24 protein-coding genes are annotated in these 23,213 nt (G+C 47.2%); 11 read left to right on the top strand and 13 right to left on the bottom strand.

Going from position 1 to position 23,213, the window contains the following annotated elements; all coding sequences use genetic code 11:
- The first annotated feature begins 26 nt into the window (after positions 1-26).
- Positions 27-770, top strand: coding sequence for a ferredoxin--NADP reductase (locus tag J2W69_RS06720; protein ID WP_310275867.1), 744 nt, complete (start codon positions 27-29; stop codon positions 768-770).
- Positions 771-787: 17 nt separating this feature from the next.
- On the opposite strand, the gene J2W69_RS06715 is transcribed toward J2W69_RS06720, so the two are convergent.
- From J2W69_RS06715 to J2W69_RS06705, 3 genes are all read right to left on the bottom strand, one after another.
- Positions 788-1,513, bottom strand: coding sequence for a hypothetical protein (locus J2W69_RS06715; RefSeq protein WP_310275865.1), 726 nt, complete (start codon positions 1,511-1,513; stop codon positions 788-790).
- A 199-nt stretch (positions 1,514-1,712) separates the two neighbouring features.
- Entirely contained in the window at positions 1,713-2,363 is a 651-nt protein-coding gene (locus tag J2W69_RS06710) for a substrate-binding periplasmic protein (protein WP_310275863.1), read from the bottom strand.
- A gap of 103 nt (positions 2,364-2,466) precedes the next feature.
- Positions 2,467-3,189 carry a substrate-binding periplasmic protein gene (locus J2W69_RS06705; RefSeq protein WP_310275860.1) on the bottom strand — a complete coding sequence of 241 codons (723 nt, stop codon included), beginning with the start codon at positions 3,187-3,189 and terminating at the stop codon, positions 2,467-2,469.
- A 200-nt stretch (positions 3,190-3,389) separates the two neighbouring features.
- Between J2W69_RS06705 and J2W69_RS06700 the strand changes: the two genes are divergently transcribed.
- Positions 3,390-4,307: an alpha/beta hydrolase family protein gene (locus J2W69_RS06700; RefSeq protein ID WP_310275858.1), complete on the top strand. Its 918-nt coding sequence runs from the start codon at positions 3,390-3,392 to the stop codon at positions 4,305-4,307.
- Between the two features lie 30 nt (positions 4,308-4,337).
- On the opposite strand, the gene J2W69_RS06695 is transcribed toward J2W69_RS06700, so the two are convergent.
- The 4 genes from J2W69_RS06695 to J2W69_RS06680 all read right to left on the bottom strand — a co-directional run bounded on the left by J2W69_RS06695 (position 4,338) and on the right by J2W69_RS06680 (position 7,939).
- Complete coding sequence (locus J2W69_RS06695; protein ID WP_310275855.1) at positions 4,338-6,146, bottom strand: ABC transporter transmembrane domain-containing protein; 1,809 nt, start codon at positions 6,144-6,146, stop codon at positions 4,338-4,340.
- 3 nt (positions 6,147-6,149) lie between these two features.
- Positions 6,150-6,548 (bottom strand): MAPEG family protein, encoded by a 399-nt coding sequence (locus tag J2W69_RS06690; protein ID WP_310275853.1) that lies wholly within the window; start codon positions 6,546-6,548, stop codon positions 6,150-6,152.
- Between the two features lie 93 nt (positions 6,549-6,641).
- Positions 6,642-7,589 carry an HAAS signaling domain-containing protein gene (locus J2W69_RS06685; protein ID WP_310275852.1) on the bottom strand — a complete coding sequence of 316 codons (948 nt, stop codon included), beginning with the start codon at positions 7,587-7,589 and terminating at the stop codon, positions 6,642-6,644.
- Positions 7,589-7,939, bottom strand: a complete 351-nt coding sequence (locus J2W69_RS06680) for a PadR family transcriptional regulator (RefSeq protein ID WP_008899139.1) — start codon at positions 7,937-7,939, stop codon at positions 7,589-7,591. The genes J2W69_RS06685 and J2W69_RS06680 overlap by 1 nt, the downstream gene beginning before the upstream one ends.
- Before the next feature lie 262 nt (positions 7,940-8,201).
- Here J2W69_RS06680 and J2W69_RS06675 point away from each other — a divergent pair, with 262 nt between their 5' ends.
- Positions 8,202-9,077: a bile acid:sodium symporter family protein gene (locus J2W69_RS06675; RefSeq protein WP_310275847.1), complete on the top strand. Its 876-nt coding sequence runs from the start codon at positions 8,202-8,204 to the stop codon at positions 9,075-9,077.
- Here J2W69_RS06675 and glpK read toward each other — a convergent pair.
- The 4 genes from glpK to J2W69_RS06655 form a co-directional block, all read right to left on the bottom strand.
- On the bottom strand, positions 9,057-10,565 hold the full coding sequence (gene glpK / locus J2W69_RS06670) for a glycerol kinase GlpK (RefSeq protein ID WP_310275845.1): 1,509 nt from the start codon (positions 10,563-10,565) through the stop codon (positions 9,057-9,059). The genes J2W69_RS06675 and glpK overlap by 21 nt on opposite strands.
- On the bottom strand, positions 10,565-12,520 hold the full coding sequence (locus J2W69_RS06665) for a monovalent cation:proton antiporter family protein (protein WP_310275843.1): 1,956 nt from the start codon (positions 12,518-12,520) through the stop codon (positions 10,565-10,567). Before J2W69_RS06665 ends, glpK begins: the two co-directional genes overlap by 1 nt.
- Positions 12,521-12,690: 170 nt before the next feature.
- A complete protein-coding gene (locus J2W69_RS06660) occupies positions 12,691-13,656 on the bottom strand; it encodes a universal stress protein (RefSeq protein ID WP_310275841.1) in 966 nt (321 codons plus the stop codon).
- 211 nt (positions 13,657-13,867) lie between these two features.
- Positions 13,868-14,203 carry a type II toxin-antitoxin system Phd/YefM family antitoxin gene (locus J2W69_RS06655; RefSeq protein ID WP_310275839.1) on the bottom strand — a complete coding sequence of 112 codons (336 nt, stop codon included), beginning with the start codon at positions 14,201-14,203 and terminating at the stop codon, positions 13,868-13,870.
- Between the two features lie 154 nt (positions 14,204-14,357).
- Between J2W69_RS06655 and J2W69_RS06650 the strand changes: the two genes are divergently transcribed.
- A complete protein-coding gene (locus J2W69_RS06650) occupies positions 14,358-14,642 on the top strand; it encodes a type II toxin-antitoxin system RelB/DinJ family antitoxin (RefSeq protein ID WP_310275837.1) in 285 nt (94 codons plus the stop codon).
- Positions 14,639-14,914, top strand: a complete 276-nt coding sequence (locus tag J2W69_RS06645) for a type II toxin-antitoxin system RelE/ParE family toxin (protein ID WP_310275835.1) — start codon at positions 14,639-14,641, stop codon at positions 14,912-14,914. The genes J2W69_RS06650 and J2W69_RS06645 overlap by 4 nt, the downstream gene beginning before the upstream one ends.
- Positions 14,915-15,105: 191 nt before the next feature.
- Here J2W69_RS06645 and groL read toward each other — a convergent pair whose 3' ends face one another.
- Together groL and J2W69_RS06635 are read right to left on the bottom strand one after the other, a co-directional pair.
- Positions 15,106-16,743 carry a chaperonin GroEL gene (groL, locus tag J2W69_RS06640; RefSeq protein ID WP_310275832.1) on the bottom strand — a complete coding sequence of 546 codons (1,638 nt, stop codon included), beginning with the start codon at positions 16,741-16,743 and terminating at the stop codon, positions 15,106-15,108.
- A gap of 51 nt (positions 16,744-16,794) precedes the next feature.
- Positions 16,795-17,085: a co-chaperone GroES gene (locus J2W69_RS06635; RefSeq protein WP_008899128.1), complete on the bottom strand. Its 291-nt coding sequence runs from the start codon at positions 17,083-17,085 to the stop codon at positions 16,795-16,797.
- A gap of 231 nt (positions 17,086-17,316) precedes the next feature.
- On the opposite strand from J2W69_RS06635, the gene cutA reads away from it, so the two are divergent.
- The 6 genes from cutA (at position 17,317) to prmA (ending at position 23,207) form a co-directional block, all read left to right on the top strand.
- Positions 17,317-17,637 (top strand): divalent-cation tolerance protein CutA, encoded by a 321-nt coding sequence (gene cutA, locus J2W69_RS06630; RefSeq protein ID WP_310275830.1) that lies wholly within the window; start codon positions 17,317-17,319, stop codon positions 17,635-17,637.
- Positions 17,630-19,444 carry a protein-disulfide reductase DsbD gene (locus J2W69_RS06625; protein ID WP_310275828.1) on the top strand — a complete coding sequence of 605 codons (1,815 nt, stop codon included), beginning with the start codon at positions 17,630-17,632 and terminating at the stop codon, positions 19,442-19,444. The genes cutA and J2W69_RS06625 overlap by 8 nt, the downstream gene beginning before the upstream one ends.
- A 254-nt stretch (positions 19,445-19,698) precedes the next feature.
- Complete coding sequence (gene aroQ, locus J2W69_RS06620) at positions 19,699-20,157, top strand: type II 3-dehydroquinate dehydratase (RefSeq protein ID WP_310275826.1); 459 nt, start codon at positions 19,699-19,701, stop codon at positions 20,155-20,157.
- Positions 20,158-20,172: 15 nt separating this feature from the next.
- Positions 20,173-20,628 carry an acetyl-CoA carboxylase biotin carboxyl carrier protein gene (gene accB / locus J2W69_RS06615; protein ID WP_310275824.1) on the top strand — a complete coding sequence of 152 codons (456 nt, stop codon included), beginning with the start codon at positions 20,173-20,175 and terminating at the stop codon, positions 20,626-20,628.
- A gap of 16 nt (positions 20,629-20,644) precedes the next feature.
- The gene (gene accC, locus J2W69_RS06610; protein WP_310275822.1) at positions 20,645-21,988 is read left to right on the top strand and encodes an acetyl-CoA carboxylase biotin carboxylase subunit; all 1,344 of its coding nucleotides are present in this window, start codon (positions 20,645-20,647) and stop codon (positions 21,986-21,988) included.
- Positions 21,989-22,322: 334 nt separating this feature from the next.
- Positions 22,323-23,207, top strand: coding sequence for a 50S ribosomal protein L11 methyltransferase (prmA, locus tag J2W69_RS06605; RefSeq protein ID WP_310275820.1), 885 nt, complete (start codon positions 22,323-22,325; stop codon positions 23,205-23,207).
- Positions 23,208-23,213: the final 6 nt, after the last annotated feature.

The following is a 23,213-nucleotide window of genomic DNA, read 5'->3' as shown; positions in this document are numbered from 1 at the left end:
GGTAATAATCCGACAGGAAACAGCTTATGGCGCAGTGGCTTAAGGGTACAGTAACAGCAAATACGCACTGGACTGATACTTTGTTCAGTATCAAAGTACAGACAGAGCCCTTTGACTTTATTGCCGGTCAGTTTGTCCGGTTGGCTTTGGATACAGCAGATGGCAAGGCGCAACGTGCTTATTCGCTGCTCAATAGCCCAGGCAGCAAAGAGCAGGAGTTTTTAGTCAGCACTGTCGCTGATGGTTTACTTTCACCTTTGCTGCAGCAGCTAAAACCAGGCGATACAGTGCAAGTCAGCCAACCTGCCAGCGGATTTTTTATTCTGGATGAAGTCCCTGACGGCGAGAACCTCTGGCTGATTTCCACCGGCACTGGTATTGGGCCTTATCTGTCGATGTTGGGCACAGAGACCCCATGGCAACGTTTTTCTTCCATTATTCTGCTGCACAGTGTGCGCTTTGAAGCTGAATTGGTGTATCAGCCGCTGATCCGGCAATTTCAGGACAAGTATGGCAAGCAACTGCATTATCAGCCTGTAGTCACCAGAGAAAAGTCAGTGGGCGCTTTGCAGCAACGTATTCCGGATTTGATCCAAAGCGGCTTACTTCAAACAGCCTGTGGCCAAAGCCTGGATCTTCAGTCTCAAGTCTTATTATGCGGTAATCCACAAATGATTACTGAAACCAAAGCCGTGCTGGAAAGCCTTGGTCTGAAAAAGAACTTACGCCGCGATCCGGGGCAGATCACTGTGGAGCAGTACTGGAAATAACAATCCCCTTTGGACTGTTAACACTGAGTCACAGGTAATGTCAGCGAACCTTTTACAGCCTGCTGCTGATGAATTTCTACCAGACAGAGCTGGCTGGCAACAGCCTCTGAGCTGATTTTCAGCTGTGGCACTGTTTTACCTTTAATTTTCAGCTCAACCTGTTTGTCCTGCGCCAGTTGGTTCAGGCTATGCACCACACAAATATTGTTTGCCAGGCGATGATTCAGTGCCAGATCCAAATCTGCCACACCAGCCACCCTGCTGAGATCCCTGTCCAGATGAATACGCAAATCAGGCTTATGATCGGCAGTAAAACCGGCAAAGTGCAGATTAAATACCAGCACATCATCAAAGGCTAAATGGTCTTGTTCAGACTGAGGAAACTCCATCGTCAGTTGCTGTATCTCGCCCGGGAAGGCCACTTTGGCGACAGCTTCAGTACCAGGCCACACCGCCTGATTTAACCTCTCTAACCAGGTGGCGCCATAAATCCAGCGATACAAAGCGGTATGAGGTTCTTCACTGGCTTGTTGATACCAGGTATTTTGCAGAGCAGCTATTTTTTCGGCTTTCAGGTAATAACGCAGCGCCGTATCTTCCGGGCAGTTTGCCACAGAAAGTACAGGCTTTTTACCCAAAGCTATCACCTGGGTATTATTTGGATCCTGTTTGGTTTGCCACCATTCAGTTGCCATCACCGAATTGGCCGTTAAAGCCAACACTATTACTGCCGAAAATTTCATCACCACCCTCCAGTTGCCGCGCCATTGTAGGAGAACAAGGCCGATTTGCAACCATTCATATTGTCTGATTTGCCTGACTGGCGGCTGAATCTCAGAATAATTTAACCATCAGGGCAAATGCAGTGAAGTCAGATGAAAGAATCACCAAATAGTTTCAGCACTGAATGAAGAATAGGCGCACAAAGCCATTGCTGTTTAGTTAATAAAGAGGATGAGTGACCGGGTTCTTTTGACGCTCGTGGTAGCGCACAATAGCCTGATTTAATTTTGGCATAATATCCGGATTGCGGGCTATATAAGCTTTACTGATATAAATGCCAAAAGGGAGCTGCACTTCCAAATGCATAGAATACAAATCAGGGTCTAGTTTTTCCTGTTGCATCACAGCTTTTGCCGTCAGTTCAGGCAACAGAATAGCATCTACCCTGCGGGAATTTAACATGGTAAATAACATACGGATATTGCTGGGAGCTCCTGCCATTTTGTAGTTCTGCTTCACTACCCATATATAAGTATTACTGTTTAATTGAGCTGAAACTATGGCGTTTTTTTTGAAATCAGCCGAAGCAGGATTTAATTCTGTACGCTGTTTTAACCATACCCAGGTCCAGCCACTGTAAGACACCGCCTCAGAAAACTCAGCCACAGCATTACGTTCTTCGTTTTCAGAAGCCAGAAACAAACCATCAACCAGCTGATTTTGCAAATCCTTCACCGCCCTGCCGTAATTAGGCGCAGGCACAATAGTAAAACTCTGCTGCAGATCGGCCATGATACTGACAAAAGCCTCATAACCAAAACCTTGATAGGTACCATTTTGAATAGTGGTGTAAGGTGGGTAATCCGGCATCGCCATCCGTAGGGTTTCATCTGCGTTTAATGCCGCAGGCCAAAAAAGACAGCACAAGATGAAAAGGCGCAGGGTTCTGCCACCACCACTGTTGATTAACTGATCAGTCAGGCTGTATAGCATGAGTTCTGGCCTGATAACGACCAATAGCGGCGTTCAGTTTTTGCATAAAGTCCGGGTGTTTTTTCAGGTAATTTTTATTGATATAAATCGAGAAGGGTAAATTAATTTCCTGCTGAAAGCTGTACAAGTCAGCATCAACAGTCTGTTCTGCCAGTAAAGTTTTCACTGTCAGTTCTGGCAACAAAATTGCGTCCACTCTTTTGTATTTCAGTAAATTCAACAAGCCCCTGATATCGGTAGTTCCTGCTGTCACCTGATAGTTATGCTCTTTTAACCATCTGTGTATATTACTGTTGGATTGGGCTGATACCTGAGCATTGTGCTTAAAGTGGCTTGAATCCGGGTTTAAGTCTGAGCGTTGTTTTAACCAAACCCAGGTCCATTCAATCATTAAAACCGGCTCTGAAAACTCAGCCACTTTATTACGTTCTGCACTTTCAGTTGCCAGAAAAAAGCCATCTGCTACCCCCCGCTGCATATCGCTAATAGCATGACCAAAGTGCGGCACTAACTGCACAGAAAATGGCTGTTGAATATCCGCCATAATAGCTGCCACTGCTTCATAGCCTATACCCTGATTCTGTCCGCTCACCTGATAGGTATAAGGCGGATAGTCAGGCATCAAAAACTTTAATGGATGCTGTGCTGCAACATCCAAAGAGCAGGCCAGCCATAGCAGGCAACTGAACAAAAACTTAGCCATAAATCGCTACCACAAAAACAAAAACGACAGCTGATACTGCATTAACTCTAGCAGTATTTTGTGAAGCTTGATGGTAAAAACTGCCAGCCCTTCACAACACATGACTATTTCACATTGTTTTGACATTTGCTGCTTTATTCTGTGTGACAGGGGTCCACATCTTTGTTTGTAATAAAGAAAAAACAAAACAGGAAAAGGCTATGCCACTCACAAAAGGAAAAAAGATCATGCTGAGTATTGGCGTTGTTGTCGCTGGTATAGCGGCGCTTTGGTATGGCCTGTTTGGCTTAAAACCTTACAATCTGAGCACGGAGCAACTGGCCGCTCGTTACGCTTATAGTATGGAGCAGCAGGTGCAACTGAGTCTGACAGAACTCAACCCACAAAGTTTTGATTTTACCTATCAGAGCTTTGATGGAGTCAGAGTCAATGGCCGTATCCACTACCCACAAGATCTCACAACCATCACAAGCCCGGTTCCTGTGCTCATTGGCGCTCATGCGATGGGGCGTAGCCAAATTCGCTGGTGGCAGGACAGTTTTAAAGACCGCGCCACCTTTGAGCAAACCGACAAAATTACAGCTATGGCATTAGCTAAAGGTTATGCGGTAGTGGCTATAGATGCGCGACATCATGGTTTACGCAAAGATCCGAATATTACAGTCGCGGATATTATTGATAATTTGCACTGGTGGGGCGAACGTGAACCTTATGAACACATGCTGGTGGATACAGTTAGGGATCACCGTGTGCTGCTGGACTGGCTGGTGCAACAACCCCAACTTGATAGCAGCAAGATTAAACTGGCAGGCGACAGCATGGGCGCGCAAATCAGTTTGCTGTTGGCCGGAGTCGATTCACGCATCCACAGTGTCGCTGCCATAGTACCGCCTTATATGAACAGCACCACAGCAGTGGTTGCGCCACTGAATCTGATGGCAGGTCTTGCCGATAATCAGGTGTGGCTTTTCACCGCAGATGACGACGAATACGCCAGCATCAAACAGAATCAACAACTGTTTGATGCTTTGCCAAACGCTGACAAAAAGCTATTCCGCTTCGACAGTGGCCATCTGCTGCCAGCAGATTATGTGACCAAACTGGAACCCTGGCTTTAAACCAAAGCTCGTGATCAATATATATACCCGCTAATGGCTAAACTGCAAAGCTGCCAAACGGGCGTAGAGTTCACTGCTTTGCAATAGCTCTGTATGAGTGCCCTGAGCCACAATACGGCCAGCTTCCAATACCACAATACGATCAGCCGCCAAGACTGTTGCCAGCCGGTGCGCGATAACCAAGGTAGTGCGGTTTTGTGCTGCATTATCCAAAGCTTGTTGCACTTGTCGTTCGCTTTCAGCATCTAAAGCGCTGGTGGCTTCATCCAGCAATAATACTGAAGGATTACTTAAAATGGCTCGTGCAATAGAAATACGCTGGCGTTGACCACCGGATAAACGCACACCTCGTTCGCCTAAATAAGTGTTGTAGCCTTCAGGTAAAGCCAGAATAAAGTCGTGGGCTGCTGCCATTTTCGCTGCATCTTGTACTTCTTGCTCTGAAGCTTCAGGCCGTGCATAACGAATATTATCCTGCACTGAACCCGCGAAAATCACAGTATCCTGCAGCACTATGCCAAAAGGCTGACGGGCATCGGTTAAACGCAGATCTTTTAAATCCATGCCATTAAATTTTACCTGGCCTTGTTGTGGATCGTAAAAGCGCAACAACAGCTGGAACAAGGTGGTTTTGCCTGCGCCTGAAGGGCCAACCAAAGCTATATGCTCACCGGGTTTAATCTGCAGCGAAAAATCCTGCAAGGCCAAAGTATCAGGCCGCGACGGGTAACTAAAATGAACGCCGTTAAACTCAATACCAGTGCCAGCCAGATTATGTTCAGGCAACACCAGAGGCAAAGGATCAGCTCGCTCTACCACTGGGGATTGCACATTCAGCAGCTGCATTAAGCGCTCTGCAGCGCCGGCCGCACGTTGTAAATCCCCCCATACTTCGGCAATAGCGCCAATAGCTCCGGCTGTGAGTACCGCATATAAAATAAACTGCGATAACTCGCCGCCTGTCATTTCGTTCGCCAGTACAGCCTGAGCACCTAACCAAAGCACAAAAGAAATAGCACCAAACACCAAGACTATGGCGACCAAAGTCAGCATAGATCGGGCGCGAATACGGGATAAAGCCGTGGTAAAAGCAGTTTCTACTGAATCGCTGAAACGCAAAGTTTCGCGCTCTTCCTGCCGGTACGATTGCACTGTTGGAATGGCATTTAACACTTCACCTGCCACAGCACTGGCATCGGCAATACGATCCTGACTGTCACGCGACAACTTCCGGACTTTGCGGCCAAATAAGAAAATCGGCAAAATCACCAGTACTAAGGTCAGCAGAATATAAGCCGCTAATTTGGCGCTGGTGACAAAGAGCATCACCAATCCGCCAACCAGCAAAAATGTGTTACGTAAGCCCATCGACAAACTGGTGCCCACCACAGCCTGGATTAAGGTGGTGTCTGTGGTTAAACGCGACAACACTTCGCCGGTTTTGGTCAGTTCAAAAAACTGCGGGCTCATTTTTACCACATGACCATAGACAGCACTGCGTAAGTCTGCTGTCACCCGCTCGCCCAGCCAGGACACATAATAAAACCGCAACGCAGTAGCTACAGCCAACACCACAGAAAGGCCAAATAAGGCCAGAAAGTATTGATCGATATGACCAGCCTGATCGGTAGAAAAACCAGCGTCAATCAGATAACGAAAAGCCACAGGCAAGGTAAGAGTAGCCACAGCTGCCACTGTTAAGGCGATAAAAGTTAAGATCCAGCGGCTGGCGTAAGGAGTTAAAAACGGAATTAAACTAAAAAGCGGCCCAATTTTTTTGGCCGGAGCCTGAACTTCAGTATCAGGCTCTGCTTCGGTAACGAGGGATGTGCTGCTCATGAGTTATAAGCCAGCCATCATACGCAAAACAATACCAACAGCTGCGCCAATCATCAGCACCAGCAAAGCAACAAAACCAATCATAAAACCAGGACCACGGCTTTTCGCGTCCTTGATATAGCTAACCGCATAATACAAACGGCCCACTAACCAGACCAAACCCACTAAGCCAGCCCAGACCGGACTGACATATTCACTGAATAACCAAAGCGCAGGTAAAAACAACACCAGATGTTCCAGCGTATTCATTTGCACCCGGAATATGCGCTCAAAATCCAGATTGCCTGTAGTCGCAGGAGCTGCAACACCATATTTTGTCCGTGCCATCCCCACAGCCAGACAACTGTATAAAAACAAGAAAAGCGCCAGTAAAGTAACGATAGCAGGAAGATGTAAAGCCATGGTAAACCTTCAATAAGGTAGAGGCGGATTGCCTGAAAATGTTATGGGGGTGCAGTGAAACGAAATCAACAGCCCCCAACCGCTGAGTAGCACTTAATTCAGCTTGTTGAACCTGAACAAATCCCGTATTGCTTCATATGCAGGAATACATGCGGTGAACAGCAACCCATAAGTGAAGCCCTTCTCCAGCTGTAACAGGGTAAACAGGCTTTTCAGCTCAACAGGGCCAGCCTGAAGCAAAGGACCACTCACAGCCAGCGCGACAAAAAATGCAGAAAAAGTCGCGTTCACCAGAATGTTGCCCAGCAACAAACTGCGGTTCCAGATCCGTTGGCGTAATTGCCATAAACTACACAGCACTGACAAGGCCACCACAGGGCTAAACCATTGCATCATCAGCAGAGCCTCGGCTGTAAACATGACACTGCGATCCGCTATTTGTTCAGGATTCATCCATAACGGATGCCAAATGACAATCAATAGAAATAAACAGGTGGCTAAATCAGTAAATACATCGGTCATGCTGATGTGTTGCCAGCCCAAATCTGCTTTAGGTAACTGTTTTGGCGACCAGTCTTTGCCTGCACAGCGGCTTACCCTGTCTCCTGAGCTATTTACAACGGCAAAACTCAGCACTATAGCTGTAAAAGCAAAACAAGCGTCTGCCATAAAACCAGCAGCCAACTGCACTAAGAAGCGAATTAAATTGCCATCACTGCTGCCCATCCAATGGGTCGTAGAACCCACCAGTTGTACGACAAACAACACTCCCAACACCATATACAACACATGCTTCAGCAAAGGCATATCTTCAGCTGCCACTAAAGCTTTAGGTGGCACAAACTGATTAGCCACGGCTTCCGGTCGGCCCATTTGTTTCAGCACAGCCGCTATATCATCTTCTGACAACTGGCCATTTTGCTCTTTGAGCGCATCCAGTTGATCCATAATATTGGCACTTAACTCACGGCCTATTTCCTGCCTTTTCGTTTCAGGTAATTCACGCTGCACAGCAGCGACATAACGTTCAACCAGTTCCATTATTCTGTCTCCCCGCTTTGATCTTGTGTTAACAAAGGGCCCAAAGCCGAATTGAGTTGTAACCATTCATCGGTTAACTGCGCCAACAGCTCTTTGCCTTGCTCCGACAACAAGTAATAACGCCGCTCGCGCCCTTCCGCCTGTTGCCATTCGCTGTCCAGCAAACCTTGTTCCGCTAAACGCCGCACCAGCGGATACAAAGTGCCTTCGTCTATGTCTATGCCTCTATCCTGCAATTGCTTTCTAAGCGAGTAGCCATAATGCCGCTGCTTCAACGAGGCCAGCACGGCCAGCACCAGCACACCACGGCGCAGTTCCAGTCGCATTTTGTCCAGCTGTGAAGTGGTCATAAAAAATCCTGTTTTGTCTATATCACTTATACTGTGCAGCACACACTGTGCGACACACAGTGATACTAGGCAAGACACAGTATAGGTGCAAGCTTATTTTCTAAACAAAATTTAAGTAATTGGAAAACAAAGTTTTTTAGTTATTTCACTGCAAGATTAAAGTGAAAAAGCCGCACTGCAGCAGCCAGAATGGAGCAACTCTTGCTCAGTCAGGAATTCCAAGGTAGGTTAACCACACTATCTCTTTGAAGAACAACTAAAAATGTTTGAAGCTCTGACCCAAACTGGTTTACCTATAGCGCTAATACTGATTATGACGGGCGTTGGCATGAGCCTGCGGCTTGCCAATTTTTCGGAAGTAGTGCGTCAGCCCAAAGCGTTTTTTGTTGGTGCCCTGGCGCAGTTATTGCTGCTGCCGCTATGTGCTTTAGGGGTGATTTATCTGTTTGATCTGCAAGGTGAACTGGCTGTAGGTTTGTTTGTTTTGGCCTTATGTCCGGGTGGCACTACGTCCAATTTGTACAGCTACTTGTGTAAAGCCGATCTGGGGTTGTCTGTGGCTTTAACTGTGCTGGTTGGTTTTATCACCCCCTTTTCGTTACCTTTGCTGGCGGTGTGGGCCATAGAACACTTTTTAGGGGAAAACACTGCTTTTCAGCTGCCTTTATTAAAAACCTGGCTGACCTTGATGATCGTCAGTGTTTTTCCTGTATTGCTTGGCATGTGGTTTAACTTTAAATGGCCAGAACGCTCACAACGTTTTCAACCCATGATCAGCCGCTTTTCGGTGATAGTGCTGGTGTTATTAATCATCAGCATAGCTACAGATTTAGGTGCGGATCTTTGGCTGTTTTTACAAAAAACCGGACCAGCAACTTTGGCTTTAAATGTATTCACTATGCTGGCAGGTTATTGGTTGGGCCGGTTTTTGCTGCAGAAGGAAAAACAAGCCAGAACCATCTGCCTTGAAGTGGGCCTACAAAATGGCACGCTCGCTTTGATGATCACCACAGGTATTTTGCAAAACACCGCCATGTCGATAGCACCCAGCGTTTACAGCTTGCTGATGTTTATGACCGCCAGTTTGTTTACGGTATGGGTGTTACGGCGGGATAAATCACAACAGAACAGAATTTAAAGCTTTTTGCCAGCCGCTTAATAACTGACAGCGTTTATCGGCTGACATTTGCGGTAAAAACTGTTGAGCTTCAGAGCTAAACTGCACATCAGCCAGACTTTCAAACCAGCCCAGTGCTACTCCGGCCAATACCGAAGCGCCATAAGCTGACGCTTCGTTTTGACTGGGTTTAAGCACAGGCAAATTCAGCACATCAGCCAGATGCTGACACAGCCAATTATTCGCCACCATACCGCCGTCTATTTGCAGCTGTTCTACCTTTGCACCATCAGCCAACATGGCAGCAAGTAAATCTGCCGTTTGATAGACCACAGCTTCCAGCGCGGCACGGGCTATATGGGCTTTGCCTGTGCCCAGAGTCATACCGATCAAAGAAGCCCTTGCTTCAGGTTGCCAATGCGGTGCAGCTAAACCGGTAAAAGCCGGTACTAAATACACACCGCCGTTGTCCGGCAGGCTTTGCGCCAAAGCTTCGGTTTCACTGGCTTGCGTAATAACACCCAATTGATCCCGCAGCCATTTCACCGCAGCACCAGCGACAAAAATAGCACCTTCCAACGCATAAAAAGTTTGGCCCTGCACAGTAAAAGCTACTGTGGTCAGTAATCTGTGTTTGGAAAATAACGGACTGCTGCCGGTATTTAATAACGCAAAACAGCCTGTACCATAGGTACTTTTTAAAGAACCAGCGCTGATACAGCCCTGACCTAAAGCCGCAGCCTGTTGATCACCCACCAGCGCCAGCACAGGCAAGGCCAAACCAAATAAGCGGGTATCACAAAGGCCATAGGTATCAGCGCTTTGTTTTACCGCAGGCAGAATTTGCTCTGGTACGCCAAACAACTGCAGCAGTTCTTGATCCCAATTTAAGCTTTGCAGATTCAGCAATAAAGTACGGCTAGCATTGGTGGTGTCTGTGGCATGCACTTGCCCCGATGTTAAACGCCAGAGTAAAAAACTATCTATAGTGCCAAAGGCTAATTCGTTGTCAGCCAGGGCCTGCAGCACATCGGCATTATGAGTGAGTAACCACTGGATTTTGCTGGCAGAAAAATAAGGGTCGAGCAGTAAGCCGGTTTTTTGCTGCACTAAAGTTTCATGGCCCTGATCTTTGAGTTGCTGACAATAATCCGCTGTGCGCCTGTCTTGCCAGACAATAGCGGGCGCCAGCACTTTGTCTTTGGCTTTATGCCAAAGCACAGTAGTTTCACGTTGATTACTGATACTGACACCCAGCACTTCAATACCCAGTTGCACGGCCTGCGCCAACACCTGCCGACAGACCTTAAGCACAGACAACCAAATCAGCTCTGCATCTTGCTCGACCCAGCCTTGATCTGGATAGACACAATCCAACTCCTGCTGCGCCACTGCCACTACTTTGCCATCGCGGTTAAATAACAAAGCCCGGCTGGATGAAGTGCCCTGATCTATAGATAAAATGGCTTGCTGGCGCTTTAGTTCAGGCTCAGTCGTCATCTGCATCATCAGCCTCCAGTTGCTGTCAGTGCTGTCATAGTTTCGATTTGAGGCAGCTCACCAAACAACACCAACACATCCTCAACTTGTAACAGAGTCTCTGGGGCAGGATTCAGTTGTCGTTGCTGGGCCCTGACTAATGCCTGTAACTGCACTTGCTGCAACGGCAGCTCTGCTATCGTCCGCCCGACCCATGGGTGCTCTTGCGTCAGTGTCAAAGGATACAGCTGCGGCACTTCAGCACTCTCTGGTTGCTGCTGTTCACTATGAAACAGCTGATGCAATAACTGATAACGCTGTTTACGCTGCTGGGCTATCAACAATGCCACCCGGGCCGGAGAGACTTTTAAACTCAATAAAGCCTGAGACACCATCATCATGCCTGCCTCCAGCGTTTCAGGTATCACTTCGTCCGCCCCAGCGGCTCGCAAAGCGTCCAACTGACTATCGTCTCTGGTTCGGACCAGCACAATACAATCTGGATTCAGTTGCTTGGCAAAATACAAACTTTGTAATGCCGATGGTAAATCGTCATGAGCTATCAACAATAAACGTGCTTGCTCAATGCCCAGAGCCTTGAGCACAGTAGGGTCAGCAGCATCGGCATAAAACACAGGTTCACCCGCCAGACTGGCTTGTTTAACCAGGCTGGCATCCATATCCAGCGCCTGAAAAGGAATTTTTTCAGCTTCAAGAAAGTTACCCAATATTTGTCCTATGCGGCCATATCCGGCAATAAGAACGTGATTTTGCAGTGGTGGTGCCTGCTCAGCCTGCGGCACATCATCACCCACAGCTAACTTTTCTTTTGGGCTGAGTTTTTGCGCTATTTGCAGATTAAACTTAATCAGCACTGTGGCAATCACCATTGAGCACAATACAGTACCCAGCGTGATTTGCTGATACATAGCAGGCAGCACGTCGCCGCTCAGCGCCAGCAGTGCTAAACCAAATTCACCACCTACGGCCAGGATCAAGCCTGTTCGCCAGGACAATTGCCATGCCATTCCTTTGCGACGTAATAAAAACAGCACCAGCACAGTTTTTAGCACCAGCATCAACAAAGTCGCTAATACAATCCAGTGCCATTGCGGCACTATAGCGGCTGGGTCAACCAGCATGCCGACGCTGATAAAAAACAATCCCAGCAATACATCACGGAATGGTCTGATCGTGCTTTCGACCTGATGCCGGAATTCAGTGTCACCCAGCACCATGCCCGCCAAAAATGCGCCAAAGGCCATAGATAAACCCAGTTGCTCTGTCGCAAAACCTGCCAGCAAACAAACCAACAAAACGGTCAGGGTAAAAAGCTCAGCGGATTTTTTACTGGCCACAAGATGGAAAAAAGGCCGGAATAACAAGCGCCCCACACCTATCACCAGCACCATAGCCAGCGCAGCTTTAGCCACTGCCAAACCTAGTGACCCTGCTATTTCGCTCGCTACAGCTGTACCAAGCACAGGGATCACAACAATAAAAGGCACTGCCGTAATATCCTGAAACACAGACAATGACAGCGACAAACGACCATGATGACTGTTTGATTCTCCCTGTTCGGTCAATTGTTTGCTAATGACAGTGGTAGAAGACTGAGCCGCAATAGCGCCCAATACAAAAGCCACAGCAGGGTTTAAACCACAAGCCATCAGCAGCAAGGTCACCACCAGTGTAGTTAAACCAACCTGCCCCATGCCCAAACCAAGAATAGTATGACGCATGGCGTAGATCTGCGGCATAGTGAAGTTCAGACCTATAGTGAAGAGTAAAAAAACAATACCAAATTCGGCTATATGGGAGATCAGATTGTCATCAACTGAAGGACCGACTGTATTAGGACTCAGGAGTATCCCCACCAGCAAATAAGCAATACTGGCTGGCAAATGAAAACGCTGAAACAGCAGAATAATAACAACTGTCAGTAACAACAGGCTCAGCAACTGAAAAAACGGATCTGCAAACACAGCACACTCTCCTTAAGCACCAGTATCCAAAACAAAGCCTGACCTTACATCAAAACCGGAGCAGACATTGTAAACACCTGATCATACGGGTGAAGCTGTGAGATATTCAACAGCATCCTGACTAAAGCTGGCATAGCTGAGCCTCTGTTACTACGCCTCTGAAAAATAATTTACTCATCCAGAGTAACAGGTGTCACAAAACCTGCTGGCTTGACTGCCAATACTGAACAGTTCAACTGCTCCAGCATAGCTTCTGCAGTATTTCCTATCAGGAATCCGGCAATGCCAGTTCGGGCAACAGTGCCCATCACCACTAAGCCGGGTTCCAGTTCCTCCACTCTTTTCGCCAGAATATGCGAGGCGTCTCCCCGCAGTAACTCGAAATGAGGCTTGCAATAGTCATAGGCTGGTTGGCCAATCCATTTCGCCATCAGCAGTTTTAATCTGTTGATGCCAGATTGATGGGATGAATAAAGGCTTTGGTTATATTCAGCTTCGGCTTGTTCCGGATTGTCGCTCCACATTAATACCACTCCGGCAGACTCCAGTTGCCAGGCATGCAAAATATGTAAAGTTGCCGAATTGTGTATTGCAATAGAGCTGGCCAGTTCCAGTATTTGCCGGTTCAGTGGCTGCTCAACACTTTGAGGGTCATCCGGATTAAAATCTACAGTCGCAGCTATTGTGCTGTAAGTGGGTGCCACCTCAGGTTTGAGTAACCACAAAGGGCAAGGGCATTTACGCAGCAAGTGCATATCAGTGCCGCCAAACAGCCGTTTCACCCAACTGGCAGGCTCAGCCGTTTTGATCACTAAGTCGTGATGGTTACGCAAAACAGAGCGGATCACTTGAATAAATTCAGTACCTATTACTACTTTGCAGCGAATTTCAGCGCGCTGCTGATACCGCCCAGCCCTTGCCAGTAACTCATTTAAATGATGCTGAACATAGTCTTTTTCTATGTCCTGTTGCGGCCGTTCTGGTTTCATCAGATGAAAGCTACTCAGAGCAGGTAATACCATCAGCAAGGTAATTTCCGCAGAGTTTTGTTCAGCCAGCGTCAGCGCAGCTTCAAGTTCAAAGGGGTGTTCGCACTGAGCTTTGGCTACAAGCAAAATGTTTTTGAATCTTTTCATCGCTAAGTCCTCCTGAACAAAACAGTTAAAAATGTGTATTGGGATGAGCTGATACTAAACAGTTTTGAGGTCAGCAGTGTTGATACATATCAATTTAAGGTAGCAGCTCAGAGGGGTATGGCAACTAATACATTAGTTGTGGCGCCAAGCCGGGATTGTCGGTTAGATAGCTACTGGCCTTGGTGCTAACTCTGCTAACTCGATCCGCATTTCATGATTCATCTATCAGAAGTTTGCATGTTTCTTCCAGACTTAAAGTGTGGCCCAAAGCAATATCGGAAAGACCTGTTGCTACAGCTTTTACAAATCTTAATTCTTCTGCTGTTTTTGTGTAGTTATCCAGCCCTTGCAGGACAGCAACATCCTGTCCTTTGCTTGTCAAGAGCACAGGCTTATGCAGAATTTTGCTGAGCCGAACTACCTTAGCCGGGTTTTGTTTCAACTCAGACAAAGCAACAACCTTATCAAAATGGGATATTGGCATAAAAACTCTGGTTTTCTGAAAAGCTCTGCCCAACTTTTTAAGCTCTTTTTTATAGTTTTTCAACCAGGTTTTTAAACGTCACCAACATGGAGTTGTAGGCTGCACTCGGAGCGGAGCGACAGTGCAACCTGGCAACCTGGCAACCTGGCAACCAGATTTGGCTCATCTATACATTCAGTGCTAACATTTGTACACACACAACCTGAGAGGATTTGTTATGGAAACCAGAATTCAGTTCCGTGTTGATGAAGAAACCAAACGCCTTGCTCAGCTGATGGCTGAAAGTCAGGGGCGGACTTTAAGTGATGCCTGTCGCCAGCTTACTGAGCAGCTTGCTGCTGAACAACGAAAAGTCAGCGCCCATGATCAATGGCTCACAGAGCAAGTCAATGCTGCCTTTGAAAAACTGGATACAGGTAATGCGAAGTTTGTCAGCCACGAACAAGCGAAAAGCAGTATGGCCGAACGCAAAGCTAAAATCCGCAGCCGGGCTAACGAATGATTTACTGGGAAGAGGAAGCGCTGAACGACAGGGAAAAAATCTTTGAATACCTTTATGCCATAAACCCTGTAGCCGCCGAAAAAACCGATGAACTGATCGAAGCCAAAGTCGAAAATCTGTTGGCTCACCCGCTTATGGGAGTTCAGCGCGCTTCGGTCCGTGATCGTTTGCTGATTATTCCTGAAATATCCATGATTGTTTCTTATTGGGTGAATGGTTCAACTATTCACGTGATGCGGGTTTTACATCAAAAGCAGCAGTTTCCGGGGTAGATAGGTGATTTTGTTATCGGTTAGCTTTTTTTGTTTAGTCTTAAATTGAAGAGTCAGATGAGTTCGGCAAACTGGGGTCAGAGCAAATTTGCTTCGCAAATCTTGATCTGACCCCTTCGTGACGTGCCATTCCCCCTTAAAAACGACAAACCCGGCTTGCGCCGGGTTCGTTTTTTAGGGGGATGTGCGGATCACATCATCCCACCCATTCCACCCATGCCGCCCATATCTGGCATTGATGGAGAGTCTTTCTTCGGCAGTTCTGTGACCATAGCTTCGGTCGTGATCATCAGAGAACCAACAGAAGCTGCGAACTGCAGAGCAGAACGGGTTACTTTGGTTGGATCCAGGATACCCATTTCCAGCATATCGCCGTACAGGCCCGTTGCAGCGTTGTAACCGTAGTTGCCTGAACCGCCTTTCACGTTGTTTACTACAACTGACGGCTCTTCACCGGCGTTATCAACGATTTGGCGCAGAGGTGCTTCCATCGCACGCAGTGCGATTTTGATACCGTGGTTCTGGTCTTCATTGATGCCACGCAGGTCAACCAGCTTGGCCGCTACACGTACTAAAGCCACACCACCGCCAGGTACTACGCCTTCTTCAACGGCAGCACGGGTTGCGTGCAGCGCGTCTTCTACGCGGTGTTTTTTCTCTTTCATTTCGATTTCAGTGGCAGCGCCTACTTTAATCACAGCAACACCACCAGCTAACTTCGCCAGGCGCTCTTGCAGTTTTTCTTTATCGTAATCTGAAGTGGCATCTTCCACTTGCTGACGGATTTGCTTCACGCGACCGTTAATGGCGTCCTGCTCACCGGCACCATCAATAATAGTGGTGTTGTCTTTGGTGATCACAACACGCTTCGCAGTACCTAAATCTTCCAGAGTGGCTTTTTCCAGCTCTAAGCCGATTTCTTCAGAAATCACTACACCGCCAGTTAATACAGCGATGTCTTGCAGCATTGCTTTACGACGGTCACCGAAACCTGGAGCTTTCACCGCAGACACTTTCACTATACCGCGCATGTTGTTCACAACCAGAGTTGCTAAAGCTTCACCTTCTAAATCTTCTGCGATGATCAGCAGTGGTTTGCCTGACTTGGCCACGCCTTCTAATACCGGCAGTAATTCACGGATGTTGCTGATTTTTTTATCAACAGTCAGGATGAACGGGTTGTCCAGTTCTACCTGGCCAGCTTCCGGGTTGTTGATGAAGTACGGAGACAGGTAACCACGGTCAAACTGCATACCTTCAACCACAGCCAGCTCGTTGGCTAAGCCCTGGCCTTCTTCAACAGTGATCACGCCTTCTTTGCCTACTTTGTCCATGGCATTGGCAATGATTTGGCCAATTTCATCGTCAGAGTTTGCAGAGATAGTACCTACCTGAGCAATAGCTTTGGTGTCGGCACATGGCTGAGATAATAATTTCAGTTCAGCAACAGCAGCAATCACTGCTTTGTCGATACCACGTTTTAAATCCATTGGATTCATACCGGCAGCAACAGCTTTTACGCCTTCGTTGATAATGTTTTGTGCTAACACAGTGGCAGTAGTAGTGCCGTCACCAGCTTCGTCATTGGCTTTAGAAGCAACTTCTTTCACCATTTGTGCGCCCATGTTTTCGAACTTGTCTTCCAGCTCGATTTCTTTGGCAACAGATACACCGTCTTTGGTGATCATTGGCGAACCAAATGACTTGTCCAGAATAACGTTACGGCCTTTAGGGCCTAAAGTTACGCGCACTGCGTTTGCTAAAATGTTGACGCCCTTGAGCATCTTGTTACGGGCGTCATCGCCAAAACGTACTTCTTTTGCAGCCATTTTAAAAATTCCTCTGAATACTTTGAAATTAAATTAGAAAGTTCGGTTTAATTATTCGGTGATCACGCCAAGGATGTTGTCTTCTTTAGTGATGACATATTCCTGGCCTTCGATTTTCTCAGTGCGTTCTACGTAAGCACCAAAGATCACTTTGTCGCCGACTTTCACATCTAAAGGACGGACTGAACCGTTTTCTAAAATGCGGCCGTTGCCTACTGCAACCACTTCACCACGAGTAGATTTTTCAGCAGAAGCGCCAGTCAGCACAATACCACCAGCAGATTTGCTTTCAGCTTCTAAACGCTTGATGATGACGCGATCGTGTAATGGACGAATATTCATGCTTTTTTATCTCCTAAAAGCGATTTGAGTTTTAACATTGGGTGTTAAATTTGTTGTGCTTGCTATATGGGGCAATCTCCTTATGAACCCAAGGGCTTTGTTTTAAAAATTTTGTGTACTCAAGCCTTTTTGCTTGGTTTTTGTGCAAACAAATCGATTTATGCAACAAAATACGCTGTGAGCAGGTCTTGACTGCTGTGGCTTTGAACCAACAAGAATGAGGACATCACCATGATGATGGAACTGATTTTATGCAATTGTCCTGATTTACAGGTGGCAGAACGCATAACAAAGCATGTACTGGAGCGAAAACTGGCTGCCTGTGTTAACGTTTTGCCTGCGGTGCAATCACATTATGTCTGGCAGGGTGTGCTTGAACAGAGCACTGAAATTCCGCTGTTAATTAAAGCCAGAAAAGAAGACTTTATCGAAATAGAACAGGCCATTTGTGCTTTACACCCGTATCAAGTGCCTGAAATTATTGCCATAGCCGCGCAACAAGTATTTGCCCCCTATTTACAGTGGGTTCAAGAGGTAACGAGTCGTGATTAAGAGTTTTTTATTTAGCCTGCTGTTAAGCCTCTCTTTTTTAAGCCAGGGCCAAAGCACCAATGCGCTGGCCGCCTTGCAACAAGGTTCGCAGTTTCTGCCAGTAGAGCAGGCTTTTGTAATGGATTTTCGCCAGCAAGCCAGCTCTGGCGGACAAGAAAAGTTGCAGGTCAGCTTTACCATAGCCGACGGCTACTACTTATATAAAGACAAGTTTAAGTTTGTCGGTATAGATGCCGCCTTTTCTCATCCGCAGTATCCAAAAGGCATGATGATCCACGACGAATACTTTGGTGAATCCGAAGTCTATTTCCACCAGGTGGTGTTGGATATTCCGTTAAGCCAGTTGGGTTCTGAAGCTATGCTCAAAGTGCGCTTCCAGGGTTGTGCCGAAGCTGGTTTATGTTATCCGGTGCAAACACTGGATATTCCTTTAATAGCGCCAGCTTCAGCAGCAAGCGCCAGCACTGCAGACGCTGTTGCAGCTTTGGGCATTGTAGCTGATACGTCGCCAACTTCATCTGCTCCGGTTTCACAACAGTTACAACTGCTGGATAAACTGCAAAGCGACAGCACACTCAAAGCACTGTTTTTGTTTTTCCTGCTGGGTTTAGGTTTGGCTTTTACGCCTTGTGTTTTCCCTATGTATCCTATTTTAACCAGCATTATTGTAGGGCAAGGCCAGCAGTTATCCGGTAAACGTGCTTTTAGTTTGTCCATGGCTTATGTGCAGGGTATGGCCATTAGTTACTCCTTATTAGGTTTATTGGTCGCAAGCTTAGGTTTGCAGTTCCAGACCTACTTTCAGCACCCTATAGTTTTAGTTGCCATCAGCATTTTATTTGTCGCTTTGGCTTTGGCTATGTTTGGTGTATTTAACTTAAGCTTGCCGGAGAAATGGCAAAACAAAGTCAATAGCTTAAGCAACAAACAACAAGGTGGCAGCATTAAAGGCGCGGCTTTGATGGGTTTGTTATCAGGTTTAGTCGCCTCCCCTTGCACTACAGCACCACTGACAGCAGCACTTTTATATGTAGCTCAGTCCGGCGATTTAGCTCTGGGCGCTTTAACGCTGTATATCTTAAGTATGGGTATGGGTTTGCCTTTGCTGATTCTAGGCAGCACGGGCGGTAAGTTTTTACCTAAAGCCGGCGCCTGGATGGATGTAGTCAAAGCCAGCTTTGGTTTCCTGTTGTTAGCAGTGCCCGTCTGGTTACTCAGCCGTTTCCTGCCTGCTTATGTGGTGGTGATTGCCGGAACTCTAGTCTTGTTAATGCTGGCTGTGTATTTACACCGCTTATCGCAACAGCTGTCTACAGGCACAACAGGCCAAAGCATCAGTTGGATGCTGGCGTTAGTCATAGTGCTGGGCACTACAGGCGCTAACTTATGGTATTGGTTACCATCACCTGTAGTTGTTGCAGGCCAAAGTGTCCAAACACAAAGTACCGAGTTTAAACTGGTAAAAACTCTGGATGAGTTGCAACAGCAAGTAAAAAAATCAGCCGATGCGGGTAAACCTGTGCTGGTGGATTTATACGCCGACTGGTGTGTGGCCTGTAAAGAGTTTGAGCACATCACTTTTGCCGATGGCGAGGTGAAAAACTTAATGGCGCAATTTACGTTAATTAAGATAGATGTAACTCATGCCACTGCTCAGGATCAGCAATTATTGGATCATTTTCAGGTTTTAGGTTTGCCAACTTTGCTGTTATTTGACAAAAACGGCAGCGAATTAACGCAATCTCGCATCACTGGCTTCATGGGACCAAAAGATTTTAGTGCCCATTTAGGTCCAATACTGCAGTAAAAATTTCCACGACACTCTCGGCAAAGTCAGACTGGCTCTGACTTTGCCTGAATTCCCCAACTTCAGTTTCAACTTCGCAAAAAAGTTCCGTTCTGCTGATAAGACCAGTATTTTGCTGCCATTTGCAACGATTTCACTATAATAAGCGGCAAATCTGCAGCGACCGCTGGTCGCTGATTAAAAAAGATGCAATTGTTTTGTGCCTTTGGCAAGATAGTTAGCAATCAATAAAGATGACGGGAAATTCGCGCTATATGTCGACAAACTTACGTATTTTGCTGCTCAACGGCCCTAACTTAAATATGTTAGGCAAACGTGAGCCTCAAATTTATGGCGCCGCCACTTTACCGCAAATTGTTGATGGCTTAACTGTCCATGCCAAAGAGCTGAATGCTACTTTGACTCATCTGCAATCCAACGCCGAACATGAGCTCATCAACGCTATTCAGCAAAGTTTAGGACAACAGGACTTTATTATTATCAACCCGGGCGCCTATACCCATACCAGCGTGGCGATTCGTGATGCATTGCTGGCCGTGGCTATCCCTTTTATTGAAGTGCATTTGTCCAATGTACATGCGCGGGAAGAATTTCGTCGTCACTCGTACTTATCCGATATCGCCAAAGGTGTGATTTGTGGTTTAGGGGCCAAAGGCTACCACTACGCACTGGAATCGGCGGTGTCGTCCTTATCAACCATTCCATCAAATTAATTAGGCAACTACGTCATGGATATCAGAAAAATTAAAAAATTGATCGAACTGCTGGAAGAGTCAGGCATTAACGAGCTTGAAATTACTGAAGGCGAAGAATCCGTTCGTATCAGCCGCAATGGCCCAATGCAGCAATATGCTCCAATGCACTATGCTGCTGCGCCAATGCAACAAGCTCCAGCTGCAGCACCAGTTGCTGCCGCTGCTCCTGCTGAAGCTGCCAAGCCGCTAGTCACAGGTCACCAGATGCGTTCACCTATGGTAGGTTCCTTCTACCGCGCTGCATCTCCTACTTCTAAATCTTTTGTTGAAGTGGGCCAGAGCGTTAAAGTGGGCGACACCCTGTGCATTATCGAAGCGATGAAAATGATGAACCAGATCCAGTCTGACAAGGCCGGTGTGGTGACACAAATTCTGGTAGAAAACGGCGAGCCGGTTGAGTTTGACCAGCCACTATTTGTGATCGAATAAGTTAAAAGGCAGACTCATGCTAGAAAAAGTACTGATCGCCAACCGGGGTGAAATTGCACTGCGTATTTTACGTGCGTGTAAAGAACTCGGTATCAAAACGGTAGCTGTGCATTCCACTGTAGACCGTAATCTGAAACACGTGCTGCTGGCCGACGAGACCATTTGTATTGGTCCTGCGCCGTCACCACAAAGTTACTTAAATATTCCTGCGCTGATTGCCGCAGCTGAAGTAACCAATGCCCAGGCTATTCACCCTGGTTATGGTTTCTTAGCTGAACGTGCTGACTTCGCGCAGCAAGTGGAAGAAAGTGGCCTGGTGTTTATCGGCCCACGTCCTGAGTCTATCCGTTTAATGGGTGACAAAGTTTCTGCCATTGAAGCGATGAAAAAAGCCGGTGTACCTTGTGTACCAGGTTCTGACGGCGCTGTCGGCGACGACGACGAAGTCAACAAAGCCATAGCCAAGCGTATCGGTTACCCGATTATCGTGAAAGCTGCTGGTGGCGGTGGTGGTCGTGGTATGCGTGTAGTGCGCAGCGAAGAAGAATTGGTTGAATCTATTGCAATGACCAAAAACGAAGCAGGCACTGCTTTTGGTAATGACATGGTGTACATGGAGAAATTCCTGGAAAACCCACGTCATATCGAAATTCAGGTGCTGGCAGATGGTCAGGGCAGTGCCATTCACTTAGGTGAACGTGACTGTTCTATGCAACGTCGTCACCAGAAAGTAGTGGAAGAAGCGCCAGCTCCGGGTATTACTGAAGAACTGCGTAACTTTATCGGTGCCCGTTGTGTGCAGGCTTGTATCGACCTGAACTACCGTGGTGCTGGTACTTTCGAATTTCTGTTTGAAGACGGCGAGTTTTATTTCATCGAAATGAACACCCGTATTCAGGTAGAACACCCTGTGACAGAAATGATCACTGGTGTGGACTTGATTAAAGAGCAGCTGCGTATCGCCTCTGGCATGCCACTGAGCATTAAGCAGTCTGATGTTGTGATCCGTGGTCATGCTGTGGAATGCCGTATCAACGCTGAAGATGCCAAGACGTTCATTCCGTCGCCAGGCACCATCACCCGCTTCCACCCACCAGGTGGTAACGGTGTGCGTTGGGATTCGCATATTTATGCTGATTACACAGTGCCGCCAAACTACGACTCCATGGTTGGCAAGCTGATCACCTACGGTGAGAACCGTGATATAGCGATAGCCCGTATGCGTAATGCATTAAGCGAACTGCTGGTCGGTGGTATCAAAACCAATATCGAATTGCATAAGCTGATTATGACAGACGAGAACTTCAATAAAGGTGGAACTAATATCCACTATCTTGAACATAAACTCGGCCTGAAATAAATACCCTGCGTACTTGAAGCTGCAGCGTTGTTGCCTGCGCGCCCGAGCCCCAGTCACATAGGACAACTATGCTCCTGGGGTCTCAAGCTCTTGTCGCCTGGCTGCAACATCAATTACTTTGGGTATTGGTCTTGCCGGCGTACTTGAAGCTGCAGTGTTGTTGAATTCATGCTCTAGCCCCACATGGGTTTGAACATGAGACGGGCGGGGACAAGCCCAGCCCCTACAGAGCCACCTTCGCGGTGGCTTTTGTTTTTGCACCACCTAAGCGCTGATTTTAAGCCGCCAAACTGCTACAATTCGCGCCCATTTCCAGAAAGTGAAGAGCAAAGCCATGCCGTGGATCCAATTACGCGTAAACAGCACTGAAAAACAAGCCGAGCAGGTCAGCGATATGCTGATGAGCTGGGGCGCGCAAGCTGTCAGTTTTGTTGACGCCAAAGACACCCCTATTTACGAACCTCTGCCGGGTGAAGTCTTGTATTGGGAAAACACTGTGGTGGTGGGTTTGTTTGACGCTGAACATAAAATGGACAAAGTGGTTCGTCAGTTGGAAAAAGCCGCCATGTTTAAAAATGGGGTGCAGTACAAGCTGGAACAACTGGAAGACAAAGACTGGGAACGGGAATGGATGGATAACTTCCACCCTATTCGCTTTGGTCAAAGATTATGGGTTTGTCCAAGCTGGCGCGATATTCCGGATCCAACGGCAGTGAACGTGATGCTCGACCCGGGCTTAGCTTTTGGTACCGGTACTCACCCAACCACAGCGCTTTGTATGGAATGGCTGGATGCACAGGAATTGTCACAAAGCTTAGTGGTCGATTTTGGCTGCGGCTCAGGTATTTTAGGTATCGCTGCCTTAAAGCTGGGTGCTAAACGTGTTGTTGGTATCGACATTGACCCACAAGCTATTGAATCCAGCCTCGCTAATGCCACCCGTAACGGCGTGGAGCAACAGATTGAGCTCTATTTGCCCAAGGATCAACCTGCTTCATTAGAAGCCGATGTAGTAGTGGCCAATATTCTGGCCGGCCCGCTTGCACAATTGAGCAACATTATCAGTGCTTATGTCAAACCAGGTGGCCTGCTGGCGCTGTCCGGTATTCTGGAAAGTCAGGCTCAGTCGGTGATCGATGCTTATGCCGCAGAATTTGAGTTTGACCCTGTAGCGGTCAAAGAAGAATGGGTGCGCTTAACGGCGCGGAAGAACATATAATTTTAT

The organism is Rheinheimera soli (assembly GCF_031457405.1).
Lineage (GTDB): Bacteria > Pseudomonadota > Gammaproteobacteria > Enterobacterales > Alteromonadaceae > Pararheinheimera > Pararheinheimera soli_A.
This window is presented reverse-complemented; position numbering and strand designations above follow the sequence as displayed.

Bases quoted from the DNA above. Each gene is read 5' to 3' on its own strand.
- J2W69_RS06720 (WP_310275867.1), top strand. From the start codon at position 27: ATGGCGCAGTGGCTTAAGGGTACAGTAACAGCAAATACGCACTGGACT.
- J2W69_RS06715 (WP_310275865.1), bottom strand. From the start codon at position 1,513: ATGAAATTTTCGGCAGTAATAGTGTTGGCTTTAACGGCCAATTCGGTG.
- J2W69_RS06710 (WP_310275863.1), bottom strand. From the start codon at position 2,363: ATGCCGGATTACCCACCTTACACCACTATTCAAAATGGTACCTATCAA.
- J2W69_RS06705 (WP_310275860.1), bottom strand. From the start codon at position 3,189: ATGGCTAAGTTTTTGTTCAGTTGCCTGCTATGGCTGGCCTGCTCTTTG.
- J2W69_RS06700 (WP_310275858.1), top strand. From the start codon at position 3,390: ATGCCACTCACAAAAGGAAAAAAGATCATGCTGAGTATTGGCGTTGTT.
- J2W69_RS06695 (WP_310275855.1), bottom strand. From the start codon at position 6,146: ATGAGCAGCACATCCCTCGTTACCGAAGCAGAGCCTGATACTGAAGTT.
- J2W69_RS06690 (WP_310275853.1), bottom strand. From the start codon at position 6,548: ATGGCTTTACATCTTCCTGCTATCGTTACTTTACTGGCGCTTTTCTTG.
- J2W69_RS06685 (WP_310275852.1), bottom strand. From the start codon at position 7,589: ATGGAACTGGTTGAACGTTATGTCGCTGCTGTGCAGCGTGAATTACCT.
- J2W69_RS06680 (WP_008899139.1), bottom strand. From the start codon at position 7,939: ATGACCACTTCACAGCTGGACAAAATGCGACTGGAACTGCGCCGTGGT.
- J2W69_RS06675 (WP_310275847.1), top strand. From the start codon at position 8,202: ATGTTTGAAGCTCTGACCCAAACTGGTTTACCTATAGCGCTAATACTG.
- glpK (WP_310275845.1), bottom strand. From the start codon at position 10,565: ATGATGCAGATGACGACTGAGCCTGAACTAAAGCGCCAGCAAGCCATT.
- J2W69_RS06660 (WP_310275841.1), bottom strand. From the start codon at position 13,656: ATGAAAAGATTCAAAAACATTTTGCTTGTAGCCAAAGCTCAGTGCGAA.
- J2W69_RS06650 (WP_310275837.1), top strand. From the start codon at position 14,358: ATGGAAACCAGAATTCAGTTCCGTGTTGATGAAGAAACCAAACGCCTT.
- J2W69_RS06645 (WP_310275835.1), top strand. From the start codon at position 14,639: ATGATTTACTGGGAAGAGGAAGCGCTGAACGACAGGGAAAAAATCTTT.
- groL (WP_310275832.1), bottom strand. From the start codon at position 16,743: ATGGCTGCAAAAGAAGTACGTTTTGGCGATGACGCCCGTAACAAGATG.
- J2W69_RS06635 (WP_008899128.1), bottom strand. From the start codon at position 17,085: ATGAATATTCGTCCATTACACGATCGCGTCATCATCAAGCGTTTAGAA.
- cutA (WP_310275830.1), top strand. From the start codon at position 17,317: ATGATGATGGAACTGATTTTATGCAATTGTCCTGATTTACAGGTGGCA.
- aroQ (WP_310275826.1), top strand. From the start codon at position 19,699: ATGTCGACAAACTTACGTATTTTGCTGCTCAACGGCCCTAACTTAAAT.
- accB (WP_310275824.1), top strand. From the start codon at position 20,173: ATGGATATCAGAAAAATTAAAAAATTGATCGAACTGCTGGAAGAGTCA.
- accC (WP_310275822.1), top strand. From the start codon at position 20,645: ATGCTAGAAAAAGTACTGATCGCCAACCGGGGTGAAATTGCACTGCGT.
- prmA (WP_310275820.1), top strand. From the start codon at position 22,323: ATGCCGTGGATCCAATTACGCGTAAACAGCACTGAAAAACAAGCCGAG.